At 41.8% G+C, this 21,392-nt stretch carries 21 protein-coding genes; 12 read left to right on the top strand and 9 right to left on the bottom strand.

The window, feature by feature from the left end; translation table 11 throughout:
• Positions 1-134: 134 nt before the first annotated feature.
• Positions 135-1,781 (bottom strand): SLC13 family permease, encoded by a 1,647-nt coding sequence (locus ACFSCZ_RS13955; RefSeq protein ID WP_380774658.1) that lies wholly within the window; start codon positions 1,779-1,781, stop codon positions 135-137.
• A 909-nt stretch (positions 1,782-2,690) separates the two neighbouring features.
• Here ACFSCZ_RS13955 and ACFSCZ_RS13950 point away from each other — a divergent pair.
• A complete protein-coding gene (locus tag ACFSCZ_RS13950; protein WP_380774656.1) occupies positions 2,691-3,203 on the top strand; it encodes a DUF3231 family protein in 513 nt (170 codons plus the stop codon).
• A gap of 121 nt (positions 3,204-3,324) precedes the next feature.
• Here the strand turns inward: ACFSCZ_RS13950 and ACFSCZ_RS13945 are convergent, their stop codons facing one another.
• Genes ACFSCZ_RS13945 through ACFSCZ_RS13935 form a run of 3 tightly spaced genes read right to left on the bottom strand, consistent with a single transcriptional unit; the run spans position 3,325 to position 6,215 of the window.
• Positions 3,325-4,020, bottom strand: coding sequence for an N-acetyltransferase (locus ACFSCZ_RS13945; RefSeq protein ID WP_380774655.1), 696 nt, complete (start codon positions 4,018-4,020; stop codon positions 3,325-3,327).
• A gap of 30 nt (positions 4,021-4,050) precedes the next feature.
• Entirely contained in the window at positions 4,051-5,112 is a 1,062-nt protein-coding gene (locus tag ACFSCZ_RS13940; RefSeq protein ID WP_380774653.1) for a Gfo/Idh/MocA family protein, read from the bottom strand.
• Positions 5,109-6,215, bottom strand: a complete 1,107-nt coding sequence (locus ACFSCZ_RS13935; RefSeq protein ID WP_380774652.1) for a DegT/DnrJ/EryC1/StrS family aminotransferase — start codon at positions 6,213-6,215, stop codon at positions 5,109-5,111. Before ACFSCZ_RS13935 ends, ACFSCZ_RS13940 begins: the two co-directional genes overlap by 4 nt.
• A 248-nt stretch (positions 6,216-6,463) precedes the next feature.
• On the opposite strand from ACFSCZ_RS13935, the gene ACFSCZ_RS13930 reads away from it, so the two are divergent.
• From ACFSCZ_RS13930 to ACFSCZ_RS13900, 7 genes are all read left to right on the top strand, one after another.
• Entirely contained in the window at positions 6,464-7,837 is a 1,374-nt protein-coding gene (locus ACFSCZ_RS13930; protein ID WP_380774650.1) for a nucleotide sugar dehydrogenase, read from the top strand.
• Between the two features lie 107 nt (positions 7,838-7,944).
• Positions 7,945-8,931 carry a glycosyltransferase gene (locus ACFSCZ_RS13925; RefSeq protein ID WP_380774649.1) on the top strand — a complete coding sequence of 329 codons (987 nt, stop codon included), beginning with the start codon at positions 7,945-7,947 and terminating at the stop codon, positions 8,929-8,931.
• Positions 8,932-9,120: 189 nt separating this feature from the next.
• Positions 9,121-10,161: an NTTRR-F1 domain gene (locus ACFSCZ_RS13920; RefSeq protein ID WP_380774648.1), complete on the top strand. Its 1,041-nt coding sequence runs from the start codon at positions 9,121-9,123 to the stop codon at positions 10,159-10,161.
• A 76-nt stretch (positions 10,162-10,237) separates the two neighbouring features.
• Positions 10,238-11,332 carry a glycosyltransferase gene (locus ACFSCZ_RS13915; RefSeq protein WP_380774647.1) on the top strand — a complete coding sequence of 365 codons (1,095 nt, stop codon included), beginning with the start codon at positions 10,238-10,240 and terminating at the stop codon, positions 11,330-11,332.
• Positions 11,333-11,495: 163 nt separating this feature from the next.
• Positions 11,496-11,789, top strand: coding sequence for a hypothetical protein (locus ACFSCZ_RS13910; RefSeq protein WP_380774646.1), 294 nt, complete (start codon positions 11,496-11,498; stop codon positions 11,787-11,789).
• A 137-nt stretch (positions 11,790-11,926) separates the two neighbouring features.
• Positions 11,927-12,181 carry a hypothetical protein gene (locus tag ACFSCZ_RS13905; protein ID WP_380774645.1) on the top strand — a complete coding sequence of 85 codons (255 nt, stop codon included), beginning with the start codon at positions 11,927-11,929 and terminating at the stop codon, positions 12,179-12,181.
• A gap of 208 nt (positions 12,182-12,389) precedes the next feature.
• Entirely contained in the window at positions 12,390-12,665 is a 276-nt protein-coding gene (locus ACFSCZ_RS13900; protein WP_380774644.1) for a hypothetical protein, read from the top strand.
• 233 nt (positions 12,666-12,898) lie between these two features.
• Here ACFSCZ_RS13900 and ACFSCZ_RS13895 read toward each other — a convergent pair whose 3' ends face one another.
• The 3 genes from ACFSCZ_RS13895 to ACFSCZ_RS13885 form a co-directional block, all read right to left on the bottom strand.
• Positions 12,899-13,303, bottom strand: coding sequence for a YugN-like family protein (locus tag ACFSCZ_RS13895; RefSeq protein ID WP_380774643.1), 405 nt, complete (start codon positions 13,301-13,303; stop codon positions 12,899-12,901).
• 105 nt (positions 13,304-13,408) lie between these two features.
• A complete protein-coding gene (locus tag ACFSCZ_RS13890) occupies positions 13,409-14,653 on the bottom strand; it encodes a Glu/Leu/Phe/Val family dehydrogenase (protein ID WP_380774642.1) in 1,245 nt (414 codons plus the stop codon).
• Between the two features lie 45 nt (positions 14,654-14,698).
• Positions 14,699-15,889, bottom strand: coding sequence for an ornithine--oxo-acid transaminase (locus tag ACFSCZ_RS13885; protein ID WP_380774641.1), 1,191 nt, complete (start codon positions 15,887-15,889; stop codon positions 14,699-14,701).
• A 380-nt stretch (positions 15,890-16,269) separates the two neighbouring features.
• Between ACFSCZ_RS13885 and ACFSCZ_RS13880 the strand changes: the two genes are divergently transcribed.
• On the top strand, positions 16,270-17,199 hold the full coding sequence (locus ACFSCZ_RS13880) for an N-acetylmuramoyl-L-alanine amidase (RefSeq protein ID WP_380774639.1): 930 nt from the start codon (positions 16,270-16,272) through the stop codon (positions 17,197-17,199).
• Positions 17,177-17,332: a DUF3597 family protein gene (locus ACFSCZ_RS13875; RefSeq protein ID WP_380774638.1), complete on the top strand. Its 156-nt coding sequence runs from the start codon at positions 17,177-17,179 to the stop codon at positions 17,330-17,332. Before ACFSCZ_RS13880 ends, ACFSCZ_RS13875 begins: the two co-directional genes overlap by 23 nt.
• Positions 17,333-17,444: 112 nt before the next feature.
• Here ACFSCZ_RS13875 and yugI read toward each other — a convergent pair whose 3' ends face one another.
• Complete coding sequence (gene yugI / locus ACFSCZ_RS13870; RefSeq protein ID WP_380774637.1) at positions 17,445-17,840, bottom strand: S1 domain-containing post-transcriptional regulator GSP13; 396 nt, start codon at positions 17,838-17,840, stop codon at positions 17,445-17,447.
• Between the two features lie 437 nt (positions 17,841-18,277).
• Here yugI and ACFSCZ_RS13865 point away from each other — a divergent pair, with 437 nt between their 5' ends.
• A complete protein-coding gene (locus ACFSCZ_RS13865; RefSeq protein WP_380774636.1) occupies positions 18,278-19,105 on the top strand; it encodes an alpha/beta fold hydrolase in 828 nt (275 codons plus the stop codon).
• A 62-nt stretch (positions 19,106-19,167) separates the two neighbouring features.
• Positions 19,168-20,331: a MalY/PatB family protein gene (locus ACFSCZ_RS13860; protein ID WP_380774661.1), complete on the top strand. Its 1,164-nt coding sequence runs from the start codon at positions 19,168-19,170 to the stop codon at positions 20,329-20,331.
• Between the two features lie 22 nt (positions 20,332-20,353).
• Here the strand turns inward: ACFSCZ_RS13860 and ACFSCZ_RS13855 are convergent, their stop codons facing one another.
• The gene (locus ACFSCZ_RS13855) at positions 20,354-20,851 is read right to left on the bottom strand and encodes a superoxide dismutase family protein (RefSeq protein ID WP_380774659.1); all 498 of its coding nucleotides are present in this window, start codon (positions 20,849-20,851) and stop codon (positions 20,354-20,356) included.
• Between the last annotated feature and the right edge of the window lie 541 nt (positions 20,852-21,392).

Here is a 21,392-nt window from a genome sequence, read left to right as displayed (position 1 = left end):
AGTGGCGGGCATCCGCCAGCTGCTTTTAGGAAAAAAGCCCACAAATGCAAAATCAGGAGGAGAAAAACGATTCGGTTTTCTCCTCCTGATTTATTTTAGGGGCTATTTAGACAGCCCCTTTTTTATATGTGTTTTTATTTCAATGCATCTGGATAAACGGTCAAATCGATTCCCCATAACACTGGCAGTAATAAAAAAACCACTGCAACAATTAAAATTAAAACAAACACATTTACCCAGAACCCTGCTCTGATCATATCTATAAGCTTTAATTTTCCCGTGGCAAACATAATAGCATTTGGTGGTGTCCCTACAGGCATCATAAAGGCGCAGTTCGCTGCCATGGCTGCCGGAACCATCAGGGCGTATGGGTGAACGTTGATTGCCAAAGCTAACGAACCAAGAACGGGCAAAATCATTGTAGCGGTTGCCGTATTGGAAGTGAATTCTGTCAATCCCAATACCAGTGCTGTTGCCGAAAAAATAATCAATAGGAAATGTACACCTTCAAGTACTGTGAGCTGAGTTCCCATCCATTCAGCAAGACCCGTGTCTATAAAACCTCCGGCTATCGATAGTCCTCCGCCAAACAACAATAAAACTCCCCACGGTATGTCTTTTGCACTATCCCATTCAACAATACGCCCTTTCCCTTTTGCCGGAATTAAAAATAGGAGTACTGCAGCAAGAATAGCAATCAATGTATCGGAAAGGGTGGTGATCCCTACTGCATTCTCCCAAATGAAAGTTCTCGTGATCCACATAAATGCCGCAAATAAGAATACAGCCAAGACCATTTTTTCTTCATAACTGATTTTACCCAATGATGCCTTTTCTTTTTCAATCAGCTCTTTCCCGCCCGGCAGCTCTTTGAGTTTCACAGGAAATGCAATTTTCGTGATATAAAGCCAAGTCCCTATAATCATAATAACCACTACTGGTATGGCAAAAACCATCCACCCTGCAAACGAAATTTGAATACCAAAAAGCTTATTTACGGTGGCTGCTAAAATGATATTAGGCGGTGTTCCAATAAGTGTACCAAGCCCTCCGATCGTACCTGCATAGCCGATCGCCAAAATAACCCCTTTTTCAAAATTGCGGCTGTCACTGGGATTTGTTTTTTTCATGGCTGCAGCCGCCTGATAAACAATCGCAGTTCCAATAGGAATCATCATCATCACTGCTGCCGTATTAGACACCCACATAGATAAGAAACCCGTAGCTGCCATAAATCCCAACACAATTCTTTGAACATTGGTTCCAATCAAAGAAATGATTGTGATGGCAATTCGTTTATGCAGGTTCCATTTTTCCATAGCAATGGCAATAAAAAAGCCGCCTAAAAACAAAAAGATAATCGGATCCCCATATGAAGTAGTTACTTCTGATCCAGACACAGCTCCCGTCATCGGCAGTAAAATGATCGGCAAAAGTGATGCGGCTGGTATAGGAATTGCCTCGGTCACCCACCAAGTGGCCACCCAGAGAGTGACCGCTAATACTGACTTACCTTCCGGGCTTAACCCTTCCGGAGCAAAAAATATTTGTGTAAGTAAAAACAATAATGGCCCTAAGATCAATCCTATTTTTTGAACTTTGCTATACGAATCCCTGCGATTTCCGTTCCCTTGCGAATTGCCGGTTCCTCCATCTTCTGAGTTTCTTTTCTGTTTAACAGATGTGTTTTTCCCCGGGACCGCAAACATTAACAATTCTTTTGTTTGTTGATGTAATTTCCATAAAGAAGCCCAGGCAGATAAAATATGTGGTTTTCCCATTAGGCATCTCTCCTTTTAAATTCAGCCTGTGTATTAAAAGGAATTTATGTCATTCATGATGCTTGTCGGACTCACTTTAAACCTTTTTAAGCGATAAGGACGTACAATCAGACAATTGAGCAAGGTTTTCTTTTTAAAGGAACCTTGTTGCCGGTTTCTCTATGTACAATAGTCTACCCCCTTCTTCTGTAATTGAATCCTGACAAAAGTTAAATGTTCTCCCCCAAAGAGACCCGTGAAACCTTTGTTCTATCACAACTCTCAGTAAAATTTGAATAGTTGACTGAAAGGTGCGTGCCGTTGGTTTTAAGGGGAGAACGCTCTTACCTTGATAAAAAAACAAAAAATTAATAAGGGTGATGGCTGAGAGTTCTTTCTGTCCTCAAGCTGGTACTTTATCTGCATAAGATAATTGATTCACCGGTGTGATCCTGATTCGGATCTTACATTTACCCCTTGACACAATAGAAAGAAGGCTTGTCCCCTGTGCAAACTTCAAGTAGAGGCTTAATCATTTATTTGTAGTTTGGGTTTCTTACATCCGCTTGATGACCAATTCAACTCGGGCTCCGTTGGAGTTTCTCGATTATTCCTTGGCGACCAAATTCATAACTGGGTAATGGTTTGGCTTTTTGAACCTGCCTCGGTAACCATTTCATACCTCAGCGTGATGATTCGGGCTACTTGAACCTGCCTTGGCGACCTATTCACCCCTCAACATGATGATTTGGGTTTCTTGAATCTCCCTTGGCGACCATCGGTACTACGCACCCGTTATTCGGTCTCATAAATATGTTTTCATTCGGAAACAAAGATCTTCCCAGCAAACATTTCCTTTCTTGTATAATCCATTGCTTTATTCCATAAACTACGTCCGTAATTACAAATAGTGAAAGGTGAGGAACTCATGTGGGAATTTTGAGCGGCAATCCAAAAAATGAGCCCATGCACTATGGAGAAGTTTATTCCATTTGGATCGCTTATTCCGGCTGTAAGGCAATGGTAGCCGAATATCAAACGCTTTTGAATCATGCAGGTGATAGAGACCTGCAGGAATTATTGAAAGAAGCCATTGAAATGTCCAAGTCTGACAGCCGTGAATTGGAAGGTTACTTAAAAGAGCACGGCGTCTACCTGCCTCCTGCCCCGGCGGAACGCCCCAAAGCAGATTTGGAAGATATCCCTGCAGGTGCTAAGTTTTATGACCAAGAAATTGGAGCGAAAATTTCCCTTGATATCGCAGCCGGTTTAGTGGCTTGCAGCCAGGCTATGGGGATGTCGATACGTGAGGACATCGGCATGATGTTTGAGCGGATGCATACTAAAAAAGCACAATTAGGCTTAAAAGCCTTAAGATTAAACAAAGAAAAAGGCTGGCTGATTCCTCCGCCTCTGCATTTAGCTGTCCCTGAAGAGGAATAAAGATTAGAAATACATTGGATACCTAACTTTGCTATGCTAAACGAAGCCGATGCAGTATCATTTGTCTGCAAAAGCTTCGTTTAGTTCACAAAGTTCTTTTCGAATACAAAAAATCTGACGGTCACTGACGCATCGGCCTGGCAGGATTTCCAATAACCACTTCGTTGGGTTTTACATTTTTAGTTACAACGGCCCCGGCTCCAACGACTGCGTTTTCTCCAATGGTCACACCAGGCAATAACGATACGTTATTGCCAATTTTTGAACCTCTTTTCAAAATGGGTCCTATCAGTTCTCCATTTCCCGCGCTCATATATTTATCATTAGAGGAAGAAAGACAAGGGCCTATGAAAACATCGTCCTCTATTATCATAAAAGCAGTTACATAAGAACTCGTCTGTACTGTAACATGTTCACCGATGAAGGTGTTATTTTCCACCATGACATTTCTTCCAATAATACTGTTCTTTCCAACAGTCACATTCTCCCGGATAGCCGCTGCATCACCAACCAAGACACCATCATGAATAGTGGTTCCTCGAAAAATAACACATTGACTGCCGATCCTTGCAGAATTGCCAATGACTAGTGGAGATAATTGGCTGGGCGGCTTTCTTGCCATTTTTTTGTTTGATACCGGGAACTGTCCCAATACAGAGTGATCACTTATAATTACATGATTCCCAATGATGGTGCCCTCTTTAATGACAGCATGGTGGCCGATGACGACATTGTCACCTATCACAACGTTTTTCTCAATGATAACATATTCACCAATCTTTACATGTAACCCCAGCTTTATGCTTTCATCAATCATGTTAAGTCCTCCTGCTTTTCTATTAACCCTTTATGTTTCTAACATATCCTTAGTTGAAAAATCACCCATAGGCAACGATACGGGTCCCTTCTTTTTACTGGATTTATAGAGAGCAAAAATTGTTTCTAACGCTCTTCTTCCTTCTTTGGCAGACATATCGTTTTCTTTTTGCTGAGTAATTGTTTTCAAAAAGCTTTGGTACATCCGCTCATGTTCATCTAATTGAATACTCAGTCTCCTCAACTCTTCCTCAACGGTAGGCAGGCCTTCTATATAGCAATGAAGCACTTCATTAAAACCTGGTCCGCCAATATGGATGGTTCCTTTTTCACCAAATATGGATAATTGATAGCCCTGATTCTTCGGTTTTGTAATCGTATTGGCTTCAATCAGCCCCATTGCCTTATTTTGAAAAGATAAGATTCCACATGCTGCATCTTCGGTTTCCTTTTCGTGCGCCCTTGAAACCATCTCTCCATATACGGATTGGACGTCTCCCAAATACCAAATTAATAAATCTATCAGATGGACCCCTTGATTCACCAGCATTCCGCCATCGTGTTCCCAAGTTCCTTTCCAGTTGGATGACGTGTAATAATCCAAAGAACGATGCAGTCTTAAAGAAACGGTTCCCATATAGGTCTCTCCGAGAACACCTTGATCCAATAATTCCTTGATTCTTTGCATTAAGGGACGAAATCTCAACTGATGGCATACGAAGATATGTTTCTTGCGAAGATCTGCTGTATGAATCAGGTCATCTGCTTCCCTTAATGACAAAGTCAGTGGTTTTTCAACAATAACATGTTTTCCATACCTTAAAGCTTCTTTCGTCATAGGATAATGAAACCCGGAGGACGTACAATTAATCACAAGGTCAATCCGGGAATCTTTCAGCAGATCCACGTAATTTTTGTACAAAGTTATTTCATTTTCACTGCTTTTCTCGCTTTGGTAAAGAGCAGCGGTTTCCTTCATTTTCCCTGGCTGGATATCACAGACAGCTATTAAAGAAATTTCGGTCATCCGGGACAATGTTCTTACATGTTTATGTGAAATGTATCCACAGCCGATCAAACCAGCACGAATCATGAACCGGTCACCTCAAAACCTCTCAAAGCGGAAATCACTTGAGACTGCTCCCCGGATGTCATTGTTGGAAACAGTGGAATAGAAAATAACGATTGGGACATTTTTTCTGCAACAGGGAAATCCCCTTTTTGATATCCTAGATTTTTATATACTTCCTGCAAGTGAATACAGCACGGATAATAGATCCCTGTTTGAATTCCTAATTGTTTTAAATGATGGATGAGATCCCTTCTATGGTCAGATTGAATACTAAATAAGTGATAGACATGAGTGGAATGATTGATGATCGGAGGTAATTTCAAAAACGGCACTGCATCCAGGTCTTTGTAATACCTTTGAGCGAGGAGCCTTCTCTTTTCGTTCCAGCTGTCAATGTATTTGAGGCAAACCAAAAGAATGGCGGCATGTAATTCATCAAGACGGCTGTTATATCCAATTTCCTGATGAAAATATTTTTTACTGCTTCCATGCGACCTTAAGGTTCTTATTCGTTCGGCTATATTTTTGTCGGAAGTTGTAATTAATCCCCCGTCCCCCATTGTGGATAAGTTTTTTGTCGGAAAAAAAGAGAAGCATGCTGCATCGCCTAAACTTCCTGCTTCTTTCCCTTTATATTTGGCACCAAATGCCTGACAGGCATCTTCAATGACAATTAATTGATGTTCAGAAGCGATTGTGTTGATTTGATCCATGTCAGCAGGCAGACCGAAAAGATGAACAGGAAGAATCGCTTTCGTTGCTGATGTAATTTTCCCCCTCACTTTTTCTGGATCCAAATTAAATGTCTCATCAATATCGGCAAAAACGGGGGTGGCTCCCACCCTGGTAATGGCCTCGGCTGTGGCAAAAAAGGAAAAAGGAGTTGTAATCACCTCATCCCCTTTGCCAATATTATAGGCACGAAGGACTAACACTAAAGCGTCGGTTCCGTTGGCAACCGCAATTGCATCCGAAACTCCCAAGCGCTTGGCAATTTGATTTTCAAACTCTGTGACATGATGTCCTAAAATGTAATTACCGCTCAATAACACATCATTGATTTGGCTCATAATTTTTTCTTGTATAAGGGTGAACTGTCCTTTCGGATCAGTAATCGGAATCATGATGTCCCCTCCACTTTTCTACATTTTCTATTTTCTCTCCTTTGGTTAATGTACTCTATACCTTCTTTCAATAACACGGCTTTTCCCCAGATTATAAAAATATGTCAACGTTAATTCTGAGGGCACATAACGTTTCAGGCGATAACCTAGAATATTTTGTGGTGGTGCCTCTTTTTCTACTAAAGCTTGGCATCTTGCTGTTGCGTTGCATATATAGATTAATAATTTCTTTGAAAGGAACATCCCTCATGGAATATCAACGAGAAAAACATCATGCAAAAGCAACGGATGACAGACAAGAACGAAACATGATGCAGCGTTCTGATAAATCGCCGAAGGAAGACAAGGAGGAAAACGTAAACACAGTGGGTGTAGTGGGGCTTGGCTATGTTGGGCTGCCGGTAGCCGTTGCCTTTTCAGAAAAATTCCATGTGGTTGGATTCGATATTGATAAAAATAAGATTGAACGGTTAAAAAAAGGCGTGGATCCATCGGGCCAAATAGATAGTAGTGATTTAATAAAAGCTTCTATTAAATTCGTATTTGAAGAGGCAAAGTTAAAAGATTGCCAGGTTATTATAGTAGCCGTTCCAACCCCGCTTACCCATAAAAAAGAACCTGATTTATCTTATTTGAAAGAGGCTTCAGCTCTCATCGGAAGAAATCTTTCAGCGAAAACGATCGTCGTTTACGAGTCAACCGTATATCCGGGGACAACCGAAGAAGTTTGCATTCCCATCTTAGAAAAGCACTCCGGATTAAAATCAGGAAAGGATTTTTTTGTCGGTTATTCTCCGGAAAGAATTAACCCGGGAGACCAGGAACACACTTTTAAGACCATACCCAAAGTTATTTCCGGACAAAACAGCTATACATTGAAGAAAATATATGAGATTTATAAGGAGGTTATCGATGCAGACCTTCATAAAGCTCCCTCCATTAAGGTAGCGGAAGCTTCAAAAATTGTAGAGAACACTCAGCGTGATGTGAATATAGCCTTTATGAATGAACTTTCTCTAATTTTTGACCGATTACACATTGATACGCATGACGTACTTGCTGCAGCCAAAACAAAATGGAATTTTATCCCTCTTTCTCCGGGGTTGGTTGGTGGACACTGCATCGGTGTCGATACCCATTACCTCATCCACAAATCAAAAGCGGAAGGTTATGATCCCGGTTTTATTTCAGAAGCAAGGAAAATAAATGAATATATGCCAGATTACATGATCCAGTCTTTATTGCAGCTAGTGGTGTCACAGAAACTAAATATAAAGGACTTAGTAATTTCAGTTCTGGGAATCACATTTAAAGAAAATATTCCTGATATACGAAATTCTAAATCGCTGGAACTTATAGAGAAGCTTCAAGCTCTAGGTTTATCGATTCAAGTATGTGATCCCTATGTTTCCCCCAGTCAATTGAGTGACACAAAAATCAAATTAAAACCTATGGAAAAACTTGAGCCATCAGATGTAGTCATTCTCTCCGTCCCCCACAGAGAGTTTAAATCAGCGGACGTAAACATCCTCTTTAAAAAGAGAAAAGGAATTTTAATGGACGTCAAGGGAGCTGTTCCCCGACATAGTCTGGACAAAGGGATTTACCTATGGAGACTATGACAAAAGGGAATACGTTCCCTTTTTTCTTTTGTCCCGTCCATACAAATCCGTTTCTATCATCATATAAATAATGGTTAAAGGAAAAGAATTAAAGGTGGTTATATAATATGGATAAAAAACTAAAAATTTTAATCCTGGTTAAGCCTTTTTGGGTTTATCCGAAACATAAAGTAAAAAAAGATATCTTTGACGCACTTGAAAAATATGCAAATGTTTATTATTGGCATATGGATGGCCATATACAAGACATATTGAAAACAATGAACCTCCAACCTGATTTTATTTTTCATTATGACATCGCTTGGAATACGGCCCTTTCACCTATGGTGGATGGCTTGGCAGATATAGATATACCGAAGGGCTGTTTTGTCATTGACCTTCACTGGCAGCCCAATGAAAGAATTCGGTATTTTACAGAAAACAATATAGATCTTATTTTTTCAGCCACCAAACACCCATTTCTTCAGACGTTCCCCAATTTTAAAGATCAGTTCCGCTGGCTTCCCTGGTCCATTAATCCAGACATTATGAAAGACTATGGGCTTAAAAAAGAGATCGATACATTGTTAATGGGATTAGTATATATCGATAAAAACATACAAACTCACCATCGCTTGCCCAAGGTAATGCCCCCAAAAGGAAGGTATGCATTCAGGGACACTGTCTTTGAACAAATGAAAGATGAACCGGGATTTGTCTATCATCCCCACCCTGGTCACCTTGCTACAGATGCACAAGAGTTAATCGTGAACGAAGATTATGCAAAGGAACTGAACCGAACAAAATTATTTTTCACTTGCGGAGGACGACACAAAACAGGCAGGGTTGCCGTATTAAAGTTCTTTGAGGCTCCTGCCTGTAAAACACTGCTGCTGGCGGAACCCAACGAAGATATTCTGGAGCTGGGGTTTAAAGACAAGGAAAACTTTATCTCCTGCACAGTAGATGATTTTAAGGAAAAAGCTGCGTATTACTTGGCAAATGAGCAGGAACGTATCAGAATTACAGAAAACGGATATCGATTTGTCCAACAACACCATACACACGATGAGCGTGCCAAACAAATGTTAAACGAAATTAGCGCACTTCTATAATCTTTTTAGTATCTGTTGATCACAAACAACTGGTGAGCAACAGATTTTTTTAGGCATATAAATCCATGTAAATGTGTTCCTAACTTAGATACTTTGCCTGAACAAGCAATATTAGCTTACATAGTATATTCCGAGAGTTCAATTTAGAAGAAATTCATTGAACTACTTTGTTTATAAGGAGGGAAACACTTGTCTGTCATTAACTTGATATTCAATGGAGGATTCGAAACAGGAACTTTGGAAGGTTGGACAGCAAACAATTCATCCATTACTGACACAAATACTCATACAGGCCAATATGCAGCTGTTTTTGAGCCCGGTCCCACAACAGCCTCCCTGACTCAAACCGTAAACATTGAACCTGGGCAGAATTATATGTTGAAAGTGTCATTGGCTTCTCAAAGCAACACTGATCGGGTTGCCATACGTGTTATATATTTAAATGAGAATAACGAAGAAGTAGGGTCAGGGATTGATACTGATGTTACTTTCAGCGGCAATATGATCTCAGGCCCCCCCTTTGAAGCTTGGAAGGAAATCTATTTAATTACAGAGCCTGCACCAGCTAACGCGACAAAAGCAAGAGTCGAAATTATTAAACAACCAGGACTTATGTCAATATTCAGAATACTGATAGATGATGTCGCTTTATTGGAATTTGATGGGGCTCCAGGTTTACCTGGACCTGCCGGACCTGCTGGAGCGACGGGACCTGCCGGACCTACGGGGCCTGCTGGACCTACGGGACCTGCCGGAGATGATGGAGCGACGGGACCTGCTGGACCTACGGGACCTGCCGGAGATGATGGAGCGACGGGACCTGCTGGACCTACGGGACCTGCCGGAGCCGATGGCGCGACGGGGCCCGCTGGACCTACAGGACCTGCCGGAGCTGATGGCGCAACGGGGCCTGCTGGACCTACGGGTCCTGCCGGAGATGATGGAGCGACGGGACCTGCCGGACCTACGGGGCCTGCCGGAGCCGATGGCGCAACGGGGCCTGCTGGACCTACAGGACCTGCCGGAGCTGATGGCGCAACGGGGCCTGCTGGACCTACGGGACCTGCCGGACCTACGGGACCTGCCGGACCTACGGGACCTGCCGGACCTACAGGACCTGCCGGACCTACGGGACCTGCCGGACCTACAGGACCTGCCGGACCTACGGGACCTGCCGGACCTACAGGACCTGCCGGACCTACAGGACCTGCCGGACCTACGGGGCCTTAAGTTTACAGAAAAATTTATTCATAGGAAGATACTCAAGGAGTATCTTCCTTTTTTAAAAAAAGCAGGAGGGTACAAGGTGGTTACAATTAGCTTATGTATGATCGTTAAAAATGAGGAAGACGTACTAGAGAGATGCCTTAATTCAGTTAAAGATCTAGTGGATGAAATTAATATTGTGGATACAGGCTCCACGGACAAAACTGTAGAAATCGCAAAACAATATACTGACCGAATTTTTTTCTTCCAATGGACAGGGAAATTTAAAGATGCGAGAAATGAATCGTTTAAATTTGCAACGAAGGACTATATTTTTTATCTTGATGCAGACGACGTGCTGTTGGAAGAAGACCGGAAAAAGTTGAAATACCTAAAAGAAACATTAGATTCGAACGTTGATTCTGTCTCTATGTTTTACAACGCGGGTGTAGATGAATATGGAAACGTGACATTACGATACCGGAGAAATCGGCTTCTTAAAAGAACCCGAAATTTTCAATGGAAAGGAGATGTTCATAATTATATTGAAGTATCGGGACATATCATCAATTCCGATATTGCCATTACGCATCTAAAAAACAGCCATGCTGTCCGAAGAAACCTTTCCATTTATGAAAGTAAAATTAAAAATGGAGATGTGTTTACAACTAGGGATTACTTTTATTACGGGAATGAATTGAGAGAAAATGGTCATTTTCAAGATGCCATCGAAAGTTACAATAAAGCTGTCGAAAGAAAGGATGGATGGTTAGAAGATAAAATTTATTCCTGTGTCTTTCGAGCTGATTGCTATCGTCTGTTAGGAGATAAAGAAAAGGAACGATCGTCACTGTTTTTAGCTTTGGAGCTCGCCAAAACACCCCGACCGGAAATATGCTGCAGAATTGGCTACAACTTTCAGCAGGGCAGTGATTATTATTCGGCTGTTTTCTGGTATGAGCTTGCCACCACTCTTCCGGATGACCCAAATAAGTGGAGCTTTACTTACCCAGCCTACTCTACATGGTACCCGCATCAACAGTTATGCGTCTGCTATTATCATCTTCAGGATTTTGAAAAATCCTATATGCATAATGAAAAAGCAAGGGAATTTCGTCCAACGGATGAAAGGATCTTATTCAATCAGAAGCTGCTTGAATCAAAAAGGAAATCACTTTCATCTCTTTCCAAATAACTCCTACTCCTAATTATTTCGACATATTCAGATTAATCTGATGCCTTTTTAAAGAATCTCTATATTCCAATAAAAATGTGCTTTTATTCATTTAATTGGTCCAATCAGAATTCATCTATGTACAATATCCTACTAATAAATGTGGAAAAGGAGTGATATATTCATGAATTCCGCCCAAAATCCCGTCGATCTGTTTAAAGAGCTTTCTGAGAAAATGAAAGTAAACATTGGAGATGGATCGGCTATTCCGGAAATAAACCTGGATCATGTATTATCTGAGACCAATGTAAAATCAGACCCTCCAACAATGACAGAGGAACTAGCAGACGCTATCGTCCAAATGGCTATTCAGCCTCTACAAAAAATAGAATTCGTAGACACCGAAATAGTAGAAAAAGTTAAGGCAACAATAGAGCAATCAGTAAATGCTATTAGACAATCAACCAAGGACAGCTAGATAAAAATGGTCTTTATCCTCAGAACGATTGTCCAATCAATTTCAAATTTCATTAATAGACTAATAACAAAAGGCTATCGCCTTTAGAAAAGAAAAGAAAAGGAGTGATACTGTGTACTTCGAGGAAGAATTTTGTTATGAGTTGCCTAGCAGGGGCAAGAGGCGACATCGAAAGCACAAATGTTTCATTTGGGGCGAAGAGCACCATCACGATGACTGTGGCTGCGGACTTGATCGTGGCGGTCGTTGTGATATCCGCTCCGAAAAAGATGAAGGCAAACGCAGGCATGAAAGGGATGAACGTTCAGAACGTGACCGCCATCACGAAAAAGACTGCTGTTGTTTTGATCGGGGCAATGACCACTGCAAAGGGTGCGCCTGTGAACAATTGAGAAATTTAGCAAGAAATACTCCAATACTTTTCACAACGGGGGAAGCTCAATTCTTACTGCCAGCTACTTTTATCAGCTTTAATCACAAAACTTGCTGTGCAGATCTTAGAGTCGGTACCTCGGATGTTGTTGTAGATTGCCGCGATATAAAAGTGTTGCTAATCCAAAACACTTAAATACGAATGAATGAAATGAAGGAGGGATCAGTTTGAGTTTCAAAGAGGAATATCACCATGACTGTTGTTCTAAAGGAGAAGAGAGACACCATGATCATTGCAAAGGTTGTGCTTGTGAACGGCTGAAAAACCTTGCAAGAAATACACCAATCAGCTTTGCAACTTTTAGTTCCGCATTACTTTTACCTGTCACCTTTATCAGCTTTGACAGGAAAACTTGCTGTGTAAGATTCACTCTTTCTTCTGGCGGAACTACTTTTGACGGTTTTGTTCATTGCAAAGATATTAAGACGCTCATCATTACCTAAAGACAAGGTTTATAAAGAGCTGTCCTGAAAATCAGTGAATGCTGCATTTCTGAGACAGCCCTTTTTCTTAATGAATCTAAAGCAATATGGCGTTGGAGCGACTACTCAGAGATGAAATTCTTCTCTGCAATCGGATCAGATATTAACAAGAATTAGATGATCAAAAAATACTTTGCAAATTCCTCTCACTGTACATTAAATTTCCTAAAGTGGCATGCAGTTACTTTGGTTTTTCATTGGGTTAACAGTGTTTCCAGGCTCTGGACCAGTTCTTTCCCTTGTTTAACATATTCCTCATCCACCGACCCATCCGGATCTTCCGGTTCTGAAAATTGATTAACAGAAGCAGTTACATTGCCAACATCTACATGATCATCCAGTCCTCGCTGATACACATGGTTAAGGACAAACGGCTTTCCCAGTTCCACTACTGCCCCATTCATATCCAACTGCCCTTCTACTGCAGTAAAAGGAACTCGCAGAAATTGATATCCTTCATCATTTGCCATTTTATAATCAAAAAATCCGCGATCATAATCCCAATTTCCTCCAATAGTATAACCTTTGGGCTTCAGCAGCTGCTCTAACTTATGAAGATTAAACCGTCTTCCTTCAATGGAAGAATCAATATGAATCATCATCTTCACTCCCAGGTCTATTTTTATATATTGTCCCTGAGAGTCAAACAGTTATACAAAAAACTGCCGATACGGTTGTATTGGCAGTTTTTTCAAGATATGCTGTTAGACCCATCCTCTGAAACGCGAGGCTTCTGCAACATTGCGAAGTCCCACCATATAAGCCGCAAGACGCATATTCACTCTGCGATTTTGGGAAAGGTTGTAAACATTCTCAAATGCTGCAACGAGCTTCTCGCGCAATCTTTCGTTTACTTCCTCTTCAGTCCAGTAATAGCCTTGATTGTTCTGAACCCACTCAAAGTAGGAGACGGTTACACCGCCGGCACTGGCCAAAACGTCAGGCACAAGAAGAATGCCTCGCTCGGATAGGATTTTGGTTGCTTCATCCGTGGTCGGACCGTTGGCTGCTTCTACGACAATGGAAGCTTTTATATTCGGCGCATTTTCTCCGGTAATCTGGTTGGCGACTGCAGCCGGGACTATAATATCACAATCCAGTTCAAATAATTCCTTATTGGATATCGTGTTTTCAAATAGAGTTGTAACCGTTCCAAAGCTGTCTCTTCTGTCCAGCAAATAATCAATATCTAAACCGTCCGGGTCATGAAGCGCACCATATGCATCAGAAATCCCGACAATTTTTGCTCCTGCATCATAGAGGAACTTGGACAGGAAGCTTCCCGCGTTTCCAAATCCTTGAATGACAATCCTCGCATCTTTTAATTCAATGCCGCGTTTCCTTGCAGCTTCTTCTATACATATCGTAACACCTTGAGCGGTGGCTTTTTCTCTTCCCTGTGACCCGCCAAGGACAATCGGTTTTCCTGTAATAAACCCGGGTGAGTCATTTTCACGTAAACGGCTATACTCATCCATCATCCATGCCATAATTTGAGAATTCGTATAGACGTCAGGTGCCGGAATATCCTTTGTAGGCCCTACAATTTGGCTGATGGCGCGGACATACTCACGGCTGAGACGTTCAATTTCACCCATTGACATGGTCCGGGGATCGCAAATAATTCCGCCTTTTCCACCACCATAGGGAAGATTCACGATACCGCATTTGATGGTCATCCAAAGGGACATCGCCTTAACCTCTTCCTCGGTTACTTCCGGATGATAGCGGACTCCCCCCTTGGTCGGCCCCACTGAGTCATTATGCTGGGCTCGAAACCCTGTAAAGACTTTGACTGATCCGTCGTCCATCTTCACTGGAATTCTGACAGTCAGCATCCGAATGGGCTCTTTCAGTAATTCATACATTTCCTCGCCAAAGCCAAGTTTGTTAAGGCTTTCTTTTATAACCTCTTGTGTAGATGTAAATAAGTTCAGATTTTCTGCCATCGTTTTATTCGCCTCTTTGCTTAATAATCAACTTCCATTATAACATCAGGATAGAACCTTTTTAATTCTTACCAATGCCCAATCCACCTCTTCTTTAGTGATTACAAGCGGAGGGGCAAACCGAATGACATTTTCATGAGTTTCCTTGCATAAAAGTCCCTCTTCTTTCAGCGCTTCACAATATTTTCGGGCAGCTTCATGCAACTCAACACCAATAAACAGACCTTTTCCCCGAACTTCTTTAATTATGGGGGATTTCGTCTCTTTTAATTTTGACACAAAATAGTCACCAAGTTCAAGTGAATGCTCTGAAAGATTTTCATTTTCAATCACTTCCAGAGCAGCGATAGATACTGCACACGCCAGAGGATTCCCTCCAAAGGTTGACCCGTGTGATCCAGGATTAAAAACTCCCAGCACCTCTTCATCTCCACAAATGCAGGATATGGGAACAACTCCCCCTCCTAATGCTTTTCCTAATATATATATATCCGGTTTGATGCCCTCCCAATCACAGGCAAACATCTTACCGGACCTGCCCAGTCCTGCCTGGATTTCATCTGCAATAAAAAGAACGTTATGCTCTTTGCATACATCCCGAGCGGCTTTTAAGAACCCTTCGGGAGGAATAATCACTCCGGCTTCCCCTTGAATGGGCTCTATTAAGAAGGCAGCAGTATGTGGAGTAATAGCTTGCTTCAAAGCTTCCAAATCACCATAAGGGACCAGCTTGATTCCCGGCAGAAGCGGTCCAAACCCGCACTGGTATTCCTCTTCAGAAGAAAGGGAGACTGCTGTCATCGTCCGGCCATGAAAGTTTCCTTCACAAGCAATAATTTCTGCCTTGTATTTCGGAACTCCTTTGACCTCGTATGCCCAGCGGCGTGCCGCTTTAAAAGCAGTTTCGACTGCTTCCGCCCCTGTGTTCATCGGCAATGCCATGTCTTTATTCGTGATTGTGGTGATTTTTTCATACCATGGGCCCAATTGATCATTGTGAAAAGCCCGGGAGGTCAACGTTACCTTATCAGCCTGATTCTTTAATGCCTGAATGATTTTTGGATGACGATGGCCCTGGTTGACAGCAGAATAGGCACTCAACATATCCATATACCGGTTTCCTTCAGGATCTTCCAACCAGACGCCTTCCGCTTTAGAGACAACAATGGGAAGCGGATGATAATTCCGTGCTCCATATTTTTCCGTTTGCTCAATGATCTGCTCCGTTTTCGACAAAATCTTCAGCCCTTTCTTTATTAAAATATGATCTTACCTTCTTCAGGTGACCATAGAATAGCTTTTCAAAAAAACAATATGGCTAAGATAATCGTCTATCAATGGAAATAAATTTTTTCGAATAATGAAGTTGATATTCTTACGTTTATTATATACGTTTCCTTTTATTTTGGTATATCTAATGACAAGGGAAGGATCAGAGAAATCAAAAGGATTGAAATCCGTTTGAACATGGGAAAGAAAACCATACCATAGTGAAAATACGGGTTAAGAGCGCATGGACGGGCTCTTTTTTTTATGTAAAAACCAACAGAACAACCAAGAGAAGAGCCTTTCCAATAAGAGGACAGGGTGCATTTAATATACAAGGAGGTGATTCTATGGTAGCAATTAAACGTCAATTGGTATCTCAGAATGTGATAGAACAACGGTCATACGGATATGGAAACCCATGTAACTACATCACGATTCACCAAACGGGCAACACCAATAGAGGGGCAGATGCTCAGGCTCACGCTAATATACAAACAAAGTTAAACCCCCGGACAGCAAGCTGGCATTACCAAGTCGACGATCATGAGATTATCCAGTCATTTCCTGATACAGTGATGTGTTGGCACGCATCTGATGGACAAGGGCCCGGCAACACTCAATCTATTGCTATTGAAATATGTGTCAATCGTGACGGGAATTACGAAAAGGCTATGCGAAACGCTGCAGACCTGACGAAACACTTGATGAGAAAACACAACCTCGGTATTGACAAAATTAAACAGCACCATGACTGGTCCCTGAAAGATTGCCCGGATCAATTGCGGGAAGGTTATAAAGGCATTGCATGGGATGATTTTCTCCGTATGGTAGAAAATGAAGTGCCCACAGATCCACCCGAGATCGAAAGCTCTCCACAAAAGGGTACGTACTCAGGTAATTCCATTGTCGATTACCTAAAAAGTATCAATATGGATTCCTCCTTTGCCAATCGTTCCAAATTGGCAGCCCAATATGGGATTGAAAACTATAGAGGAACAGCTGAACAAAACCTTGAACTGTTAAATAGAATGAGGACCGTCAGCAATTCAAACAAACCCTCCCAGTCTTATACTGGGCATTCCATTGTGGACTATCTTAAAAGCATTGGTGTGGACGCCAGCTTTGCAAATAGAGAAAGGCTGGCCAAACAATACGGTATAACCAATTATAAAGGTACCGCTTCGCAGAATTTGGATCTGCTAAATAAAATAAGGTCAAACAGCCTTTCCACTCCAGCCAAACCTAAGGGGGGATATGGAGACTGGATCCATTGTTGATTACCTGAAATCCATTGGTGAAGATTCATCATTTTCCAATCGGAAAAAACTTGCTGAAAAGTACAATATAAACAATTACACGGGTACGGCCGAACAAAATACCCGGCTGCTCCAAAAATTGCGAGGCCGGTAATTTCTCGGTGCTTCTTTCCCAAGTTTGGGAGGAAATAAATCAGGCGGAGAAACAATGATTTTCTCCGCCTGATTTATGAAAGGAACTTTATAAAGACACCATTCCTTGTACTTTACTTTTTAATTAAATCGTCACGCTCCGATTGTTCAATCCATTCCTGCAACTTGTCTTTTAATGTGTTAAACCCTTCCCGATCGACGTCTTCGAGCCTGACACTTCCCTGACGGCGGCTGCGCGGCCTTTTCACTTCTTCAGCAGAGGGCGCGTCTTCTAGGGCCCTTATAGAAAGGCTGATTTTTCCTTCATCTTCATTCACCTGAAGAACTTTCACTTTTACTTCTTCCCCAATGGAAAGAACCTCGTGAATGTCTTTGACAAACCCATGTTTAATTTCTGAAATATGAACCAGTCCCTGAGTATCCTGGTCTAACGCTATGAACGCCCCATAAGGCTGGATCCCTGTCACCTTCCCTGTTACAATATCGCCCTGATTATAATTTGCTGTCATGAAAACAACTCCCAATTATGATTAAATTTTCTCCTATGAACGCAATAGAAAATATTAGCATAAATAATGAAAAAAATCAAAAGTTCTTCTGAATCTGTACCCAATGAATGAATGTTCCAAACTTGTAAAAAAACTGTGTTTAAAGTATGGAGATTCCGGAAATACTCATACTGTAGGACATTCCAATATTCCCCCTTTTTTTATGAATGGTCGTGGCTTATTGAAGCCACGAATTTTTTTGTTCATGAAAAAATCATGTATAATTCCTTATAAATGTCAACCTGCTCAGTGGGGCATCCCAGTTGACGAAGCTTTCGAATTATTTTGCGTGAAGACTTTCAATAACAGACGGACCAAGCATGCCATAAATCAAATGAATTTGTGAATAGATGTGCAGAAGCTTGCTTCCTGTTCAAAGGGATTCGGAGGGATGATGTGTGGACGGAATCAGAGAAATGATTAATGGTACAGCAATTTATTATGAAGAAAATGGGGATCCTGATGCCGGACAAACCATTGTCCTTTTGCATGGATTTTTATCATCCTCTTTCAGCTTTCGAATGCTGGTCCCTTTTCTGGCGCAAGATTTTCATATCATTTCGGTTGACTTACCGCCATTTGGAAACAGCGGAAAAGCAAAAACTTTTCAATATTCCTATCAAAATATTGCTTCAACCGTTCTACAGCTTTTGGAAAAGTTAGGGATCGATCGATTTTCGGTAGCCGGCCATTCGATGGGCGGACAAATCGCACTGAATATGATGCTTCAGGCCCCGGAAAAAATTTACAAAGGGGTTCTTCTTTGCAGTTCAAGTTATTACGCTCGGGCTAAGAAACGCCATATTGTGGCTTCTTACCTTCCATTCTTCCCTTTTTTTGTTAAGCGCTACCTGGCTAAAACGGGCGTTGTCGGAAATTTAAAAAGCGTCATCCATGACCCTGGACTGATCAATCGCGAGATGATTCAAGGGTATGCCCGGCAGTTCGAGGATCCCCGGATTTTTTCATCACTTGCACTTCTATTGAGACATCGTGAAGGTGATCTTCCTGAAGAAAAATTACGCATGATTCAAACACCATGTCTGCTGCTATGGGGAGAATACGATAAAATTGTTCCCCTGCGTATTGGTAAAAAACTTGAAAAAGATTTAAATCATTCAAAGCTTATCGTTTTAAAAGAAACAGGCCACCTGCTGCCAGAAGAAAGACCGCAGGAAGTGTACAAAGAAATCAAGGCTTTTCTTCATGCAAGACAGGATAGCTGACATTCCTAAAAAGAATCATTTATAATGAATGCTAAAACAAGCAGGAAGGTGTTCGAGCGTTGATGAATTTTGATGATCAGATTGACCGAAAAAATACTCATTCATTAAAATGGGATGGGTTGAAAAAGCTATTTGGCAGCGAAGACCTTCTTCCCATGTGGGTAGCGGATATGGATTTCCGTCCTCCCCAAGAAGTCATTGACGCCTTTCAAGAAAGAGTTGATCATGGTGTCTTTGGTTATACAATTATTTCAGACCAGTTATCAGAAACTGTTTGTAACTGGGTAAAAAGCCGTCACTCCTGGCCGATTCAACCGGAGTGGCTTTTATACAGTCCGGGTGTCATGCCATCTATACATACGGCCATCCAGGCGTTGACGGAACCGGGAGATCAAATTCTGCTGCAATCACCGGTATATACTCCTTTTTTTCATATCATAAAATCAAATGGGAGAGAGGTCGTAAACTCCCCGCTTGTTTTAAACAATGGCCGCTATGAGATAAATTTTGAAGATTTGGAGATTAAACTGAGCAGCGGCGTAAAAATGCTCCTGCTGAGCAACCCTCATAACCCTTCCGGAAGAGTGTGGAGGAAAGAAGAATTATTCCAAGTGGCAGAGCTGTGCGAAAAGTACGGTGTATGGATTGCGTCCGATGAAATCCATGCTGATTTAGTCTTAAAACCTCATAAACATACACCAGTTGCTTCTTTGAGTGAATCAATCGCCGACATTACGCTCACATGTATGGCACCGACAAAAACGTTTAACCTGGCAGGTGTTCAAGCGTCTTTTATGGTGGTGACCAATAAAGAGTGCCGCAGGAAACTAGAGGCTGTTCAAGCAATGGACGGTTTTCACATGTTGAATACGTTTGGAGCCATCGCAATGGAAGCAGCCTACAAACATGGTGGACCTTGGCTGGATGAAGCGTTGCAATATATTAGATCCAACATAGACTATGTTATGAAAGAGATCGGTGAGAAAATACCGAAGGTCGAGGTCATCAACCCAGAAGGCACATATTTGATCTGGATCAATTGCAGACAACTGGGGATGTCAGATGACGAAATAAAAAAACGTCTCTTGAATCGCGGAAAGTTGGCACTGAATTTGGGTAACGCATACGGACCCGGAGGAGAAGGCTTTGTCCGTATGAATGTTGCCAGTCCGAGAGCTATGGTAGAAGAAGGAATAAAAAGACTGCAAATCGCATTTGATGCATAGGAGCGGGTCCCCGGGCCGCTCTTTATTTGTTTGCTGGCTTTTTGTTTTTCGAAATTTCGCCGCAGGCGATCCGGTCCCCTGAGCCGCCATCAGGCTGGCTCGTACCATCATCAGCCTGTTCATGGATCACAAGGGCTGTCCCTTCTTTTGTATAAAGGGAAGCCTTTCTTTCCTTAAAAGTCACTTCTTTTGCTACTACGTCCACTTTTCCTTTTCCATTCTCATCTACTGTAAGGTTGGGGAGATCACCTGCATGCGGACCTTTTGGGTTGAGCAGTCCATGGTCTTTTTTATCAGGGTTGAAATGTTCCCCGGCTGATGAAAAGTCAGGGGGTTCACATGTTCCTTTATCATGGATATGCATGGCCAAATCACCGGAAGGAAGCCCTTCCAGTTCTCCTTTGATAGCAATACCCTCAGCTTTTTCCTCAAAGGTAACGGTTCCGATCGAATCTCCTTCATTGTTGATCATATTTACATCAAACTTATTGGGCGGCTCGCCTATACATCCCGCCAGCATCAAGCATACGCCAGCTATCACCCCGGATTTTTTCAAATCTCTTCCCCTCCTCCCTTTTTACATCATTTTCGACAAAATGATAAAGGATTATTCAAAGCCTAACCTGGACGATAATAACGATGGGGGCAAAGCAGCGCAGACTCGGCATGGGGAAGGATATAGCACAACGGCCCGATATGGCTTCCTGTTAATGGTCTATGGTATATTTCTAAGTCTTTATCATTCGTTTTATCAAGGACCTGATATTTCCTTAGAGGCATTGATCTTTCTCCTCTCCATATCCACTATTTCTTTAGTCCGACAGGCTCAGGCCAGCCATCGGACCCAGACATATGACACCCCATTGTTCCCATAATAAAAAGCACCTGGTAAGGTGCTCAGCTTGTAGAGAAAGTATATGTTTTTTTCTCTACAAGCTGTTTTTTTCTCTACAGGCTTTTTTATTTTACATTTAGACGACTTGTATCTAGATTTTTGTGTTTTTATTTTTAAGAAAAAGATTCCCATCCACCTAGACCTGTCTATCCAGATGTATGGCAAT

Source organism: Siminovitchia sediminis (assembly GCF_042680885.1).
Lineage (GTDB): Bacteria > Bacillota > Bacilli > Bacillales > Bacillaceae_C > Siminovitchia > Siminovitchia sediminis.
The sequence above is the reverse complement of the archived record's forward strand: the minus strand, read 5'-3'. Positions and strand labels throughout refer to the sequence as shown.